This is a genomic window from Pseudomonadota bacterium (assembly GCA_026388215.1).
Taxonomy (GTDB): domain Bacteria; phylum Desulfobacterota; class Syntrophorhabdia; order Syntrophorhabdales; family Syntrophorhabdaceae; genus JAPLKF01.
On the sequence record JAPLKF010000085.1, the window covers coordinates 1 to 5,511 of the forward strand.

6 protein-coding genes and 1 tRNA gene are annotated in these 5,511 nt (G+C 41.5%); 1 reads left to right on the plus strand and 6 read right to left on the minus strand.

Going from position 1 to position 5,511, the window contains the following annotated elements; all coding sequences use genetic code 11:
• The coding region (locus NTU69_05250) for a hypothetical protein (GenBank protein ID MCX5802927.1) at positions 1–419 on the plus strand (419 nt) is incomplete at its 5' end.
• Between the two features lie 208 nt (positions 420–627).
• On the opposite strand, the gene NTU69_05255 is transcribed toward NTU69_05250, so the two are convergent.
• The 6 genes from NTU69_05255 to surE all read right to left on the minus strand — a co-directional run bounded on the left by NTU69_05255 (position 628) and on the right by surE (position 5,450).
• Positions 628–715, minus strand: a tRNA-Leu gene (locus NTU69_05255).
• 356 nt (positions 716–1,071) lie between these two features.
• Positions 1,072–2,136, minus strand: coding sequence for a histidinol-phosphate transaminase (gene hisC / locus NTU69_05260; GenBank protein MCX5802928.1), 1,065 nt, complete (start codon positions 2,134–2,136; stop codon positions 1,072–1,074).
• Complete coding sequence (locus NTU69_05265) at positions 2,133–2,792, minus strand: histidinol phosphate phosphatase domain-containing protein (protein ID MCX5802929.1); 660 nt, start codon at positions 2,790–2,792, stop codon at positions 2,133–2,135. The genes hisC and NTU69_05265 overlap by 4 nt, the downstream gene beginning before the upstream one ends.
• A 34-nt stretch (positions 2,793–2,826) precedes the next feature.
• Positions 2,827–3,324, minus strand: a complete 498-nt coding sequence (locus NTU69_05270) for a bifunctional nuclease family protein (protein MCX5802930.1) — start codon at positions 3,322–3,324, stop codon at positions 2,827–2,829.
• 1 nt (position 3,325) lies between these two features.
• Positions 3,326–4,663 carry a tRNA (N6-isopentenyl adenosine(37)-C2)-methylthiotransferase MiaB gene (miaB, locus tag NTU69_05275; GenBank protein MCX5802931.1) on the minus strand — a complete coding sequence of 446 codons (1,338 nt, stop codon included), beginning with the start codon at positions 4,661–4,663 and terminating at the stop codon, positions 3,326–3,328.
• Between the two features lie 61 nt (positions 4,664–4,724).
• On the minus strand, positions 4,725–5,450 hold the full coding sequence (gene surE, locus NTU69_05280) for a 5'/3'-nucleotidase SurE (GenBank protein MCX5802932.1): 726 nt from the start codon (positions 5,448–5,450) through the stop codon (positions 4,725–4,727).
• Positions 5,451–5,511 lie beyond the last annotated feature (61 nt).

The following is a 5,511-nucleotide window of genomic DNA, read 5'->3' on the forward strand; positions in this document are numbered from 1 at the left end:
CAACGCTCTCGTGTCCTATTGGACATGAGGGAGAGTACAGAGACCCGAATACTGTGAAGGTTGTCCTTGACAGGCTGGGATTTGCCCTCTACTTTTCCCGCTCACCCATACCCTATATAAAGGCAAATGACCAATCACCAAGCACCAATCACCAAGCACCAAGCACCAAGCACCAAGCACCAAGCACCAAGCACCAATCGATCCTTTTCAAGCATATAGGTATTTACGGGTATTCGAGGTCCTTTCTTGAAAAATTCGTCAATATGGAGAAGGGGGTGCTCGAGGAGGCAGAATCCCTCGAACAATTGAGGGTACTTGAAAACGGCTATAAAATAAAGGTTCTGGTAACAGTATACGATGGTTTTGGAATAGACACAGAAGAAGACCTTGAGAGATTTGCCAAGATACAAGTCAAATAACCAATAACCAAATCTCAAGTTCCAGAGGAAATAAGAATAACCAATAACCAAATTACAAATTACAAACAATTGAAACATCTGGTTATTGAATATTGGTAATTGAATAACGATACAAGGGTATAGGGTGTAGGAGACTCTATGCTCTCCGCTCTCAGCTCTGTGCTTAAGTCACTCACCACTAACCACTAATCACTATTCACTGCTTTTGTGGTGCCGGAGGCGGGGCTTGAACCCGCACAGAGCTTAGCTCCACCGGATTTTGAGTCCGGCGCGTCTGCCAGTTCCACCACTCCGGCTTACGGTAAGAGAATAACAAAAGCGCTACCGCATGTCAATTCAAACTGCAATTCAGACATTAGACATCAGACATTAGTCTTCAGACTTTTCTATGTAAGAAATTAGCCCTTGGAGTATCCTCAAACCCTCCTGACCTTTTGTGTCAAAAGTTCTTCATATTCATTGGTGTCTATTTGCCAGGCCTTTATTTTTGTGTAATCTCTCCATTCCCTTCCACTAAGTCTAATGTCTGATGTCTATGGTCTACTGTCTGAATCACAGCCTTGTTTAATGTTCAGTAATCACTTAAGCATATAGATGATCGCTTCGCTCGGACGAGCGATCTCCCCCATTCACAAGTGGGGTACCCGGCGGGCTACAGCATTCTCTTCAAGGCTTCGATGAACTGTATATTCTCATCCATCTTTCCAATAGTCACCCTGATATAATCAGGAAGGCCGTATGCCCCCATCCATCTTATTAGAATCTTCTCTTCAAAAAGCTTCTTTGAAAGGGCCTCTGCCTGTTTCCCGATCTTCACAAGAACAAAATTCGATTCTGTTGGAATGAATTTTAGAAAGAGCTCCCCCAATGTTTTGTAAAAAAACCTCTTCCCCTTTTTATTGTTATCCAGCACCCTCTTCAGATATGCTTCATCCATCAATGCCGCCTTTGCCCCTACCAGTGCTATCATATTGATACTGAAAGGTTGTTTTGTCCTTTCAAGAAAAGAGATCAAGGACTCCCCCCCGATCCCATAACCAACCCTTAGACCCGCAAGCCCATATGCCTTTGAGAATGTTTTCAGCACCAGAACCGGAAAATCATTCACAAGCTCAACAGAACGGGGAAACTTTTTACTCTCCACAAACTCTCCATATGCTTCATCCACAACAACCAGTATATCAGGCGGTATTTCGCTTAAAAAGAGTTTAAATGCCTTCTCCTCAAAAATTGTTCCCGTTGGGTTGAGGGGGTTATTCAAGAAAACCAATCTCGTCCTTTCGTCTATCTGTTTCTCTACGGCCTTTAAATCTACCTTCATATCTACAAGCGGAACACTGCATATCTCATATCCATAGATCATCGATGCTATCTTGTAAAATGCAAAAGAAGGTTCAGGGATGAGAACCTTATTTCTTTTCTCATGCTTCATGGCCTTCAAGGACATCTCTATAAGCTCATTAGAACCATTTCCAATAATCACCTGTTCCGGTCTTGCCACAAACCTTTCAGCAATTGCTATCTTCAGCTCAGGCTCTCCGCCAGGATATCTATTCATATTGAAGAGGGAATCAAGGATCTTCGAAAACACTTCAGGGGATGGTGGAAACGGGTTTTCATTGGAAGATAGTCTTATCCATCCCTCATCCATGCCATATGCCATAGCCCTTGGGTAATAGGGTATCCCCTTTATACTGTCACTGATAGACAGCTTCATGCCTTAACCCCTGTAACCTTTCCAACAAGTTCAATGGCATTTCTCTGCATCATATAAAAATCCTCTGCGGAAAGACCTGCCCCTAATACAACCCTCCTTGCCTGCTCCTCGCTCATCAAATCGGACGGACTGTGAGAATCCGTATTGAATATAAGGCTGGCACCCACCTTTTTTGCCATCTTCCCAACATGACCATTTGCAAGTGAATGACCCCTCCTTCCGCTTATCTCCAAAAGGACGTTTTTCTCTTTTGCAAGCATCGCATCCTCTTCAGATATAATGCCAGGATGGGCAAGTATATCTGCACCACCTTCTATCGCCTCTCTATTTGTCCCTTCTTCCACCGGTTCAGCAATTGTTTCCCCATGGACCACAACATAGAATATACCGAGTTTCCTTGCAAGGGCGATCATCTCCCTTATAAGCCCCTTTGGCATATGGGTAATCTCTATCCCTGGAAGAATCGTTATATCCCCATAATAGTCCATCTTTTCACTGATTTTTAGAATGGATTGGACAACCCTTTCTATGTTTGTAATATCCACGTGGTCTGAGATACCGATGATTCTGTACCCTTTTACCTTTGCCCTCCTTGCCAGTTCAGAAGGCAGGAGTTCACCATCGCTTAATAGGGAGTGTGTATGGAGGTCTATCATACCTATCTCTGTATATAAACTATAAAAACCAAAGCTACATTTTATATTTGCCAAAATCATCAGGGGAGAGGTTTTCAAGAATGTCCTCCCATTCACCTGTATCCGTTACCACTTTATCACCTTTCTGTGAAAGATCAACCTTCGCAGATTTCTTTATCACACTCTCTTCCACGAATATGGACGCACCGGTTCTGAGTGCAATGGCTATGGCATCACTCGGTCTTGAGTCTATCACAAGCCTCTTATTATCTACATCTAAATGTATCAATGCATAGTATGTGTTGTCCTTAAGGTCGTTAATTTCTATCTTTATAACCTTTACACCCAGATTATCGAGTAAATTTTTTAAAAGGTCATGGGTCATAGGCCTTGGGGTCTGGATATTTTCTATGGCTGTTGCAATGCTCGATGCCTCAAGAAGACCAATCCAGATAGGGAGAACATCCTTTTCTTCGAGGTCTTTGAGGATCACTACTGGAGTATTGGTGAAAGGATCGACAGTGATACCTGCAACCTTCATCTCCTTCAGCATTTTATACCTCCTTAATCTCAGGCTTTTCGCCTTTCAGAGAATTAGCATAGCCCTTTACTATTTCGACTTCAACAAATTTACCTATCATATCCCTGTCACCTTTGAAATTCACAATTTTATTTGTTCTTGTCCTGCCCGTTAAATCCTCCTCAGAGTTTTTGCTCGTCCCTTCCACCAGAACATCTACCCTTTTATCTTCCATCTCCCTATTTTTATTAAGGGTTATTGATTTTTGAACACCCTGTAAATAGCGGAGCCTCTCTTTTGCCACCTCTCTTGGCACAACATCCTTTAGTGTGGAGGCAACGGTATACTTTCTTGGAGAATACACAAAAGAAAATATGCCATCAAACCCTACGTCTTTTATAAGGTTCATGGTTTTTGCAAAATCCTCTTCATCCTCCCCTGAAAAACCCACAATACAATCTGCGGTAATAGAGATGTCTTTACATCTATCCCTTAGAAGCCCTATCTTCTCAATATATTCTTGAGCAGTATAGCCCCTGTTCATACGCTTAAGCACCTTATCAGAGCCTGATTGAAAGGGCAAATGTATATGCTCGCAAAGTTTCTCAAGCCTGCCAAAACAGTCAATAAGTTCAAACGAGATATCCTTAGGATGAGAAGTAACAAATCTAATCCTCTTTATGCCTTGAATCCTGTTTATTGCCTCCAATATTTGTGGAAAGGAGATATCATCCCTTCCCCTGTTATAAGAATTTACATTTTGCCCGAGGAGGATTACCTCTCTCACGCCTTCACTCGCAAGGTCTTCAATTTCCTTTAACACATCTTTACTCTCCCTGCTCTCCTCCCTTCCCCTTACATATGGCACCACGCAATAACTACAGAAATTGTTGCATCCCTTCATAATTGTCACACATGTCTTAACCTTGCCATCTATATTCTTCGGTTTTATGAAAAGGGAAGTACTACATCCATTCTCTGAAAAATCAAAGAATTGCCTTCTTTTTGATGCCTCTTCGATGGCTTCTTTTATTTTATGGATGTTTGAAGGCCCCAGGGAAAAATCAATAAACGGTAACCTTTCCTTTATACTATCCTTCTCCATCTGTGCTACACAACCTGTGACACCAAGAAGCATGTTTCTTCTCTTCTTTATACCCTTAAGCCTACCCATAAGGCTGTAAAACTTCTGTTCCGCCTTTTCTCTTACACAACATGTATTCACAATAACAATATCAGCATCCTTCACATTTTGAATATGCTCAAAACCATTATTTACGAGAAGATACGCCATTTTCTCCGTATCATGTTCATTCATCTGGCATCCAAACGTTTCTATACAGAATTTCATCGCCCCTGCTTTTATTTTCATCTCACCTTGAACCTTGTTTCAGGGGTTCGTCTATCAGCTTTGATAATAGATAATGTGGTTTTCATAAAGGCCCCCTAAAATATTTTTTATAATTGTTTATTGAATGACTACTTGTCATATCCAGGTCTAATGGGGTAATTGAAACGTAGCCCTTTTCTATCGCATAAAAATCTGTGCCATCTATCAGTTCGTAATTTTCTCCATTTCCTCCTATCCAGTAATATTTCCCACCCCTCGGGTCAACTCGCTCTATCACCGTATCATTATATATCCTTTTGCCGAGTCTTGTCACCATAAAACCTTTCATATCCTTGTATGGCATGTTAGGAATGTTGACATTTAAAAAGGTGTCGTGCAAAAACGGGTTAGTGGATACAATTTCAATAATTTTTTCAATAACCTGCGTTGCCTCATGGAAAAGAAACTCATTTCTTGCACTGATAGAAACAGCCATGGAAGGCACATCCAAAAATGCCCCCTCTTTTGCTGCAGCTACAGTTCCTGAATAGTTCACATCCTGACCCATGTTGGGTCCAGTATTTAAACCGGAAATAATAAAATCAGGCTTCTTTTCAAGTAAAATCCTCACTGCAAGAAAAACACAATCAGCAGGCGTCCCGTTTGTAGAAAAGATATTGCCATTATGGAGGGTGATGGCGTGTCCGACACATGTTCTTTCTCTCTCCGGTGCAACAACGTATACCTCATGCCTTTTCAAGAGATTATCCCTCAAGGTCATAAGCCCTTCAGAGTGTATTCCGTCATCATTTGTAAGAAGGATAAGCATTAAATCACCGTATTTTAAACAGCAATCAGCATTCAGTTATTAGCCGTGAATTATGAACCAT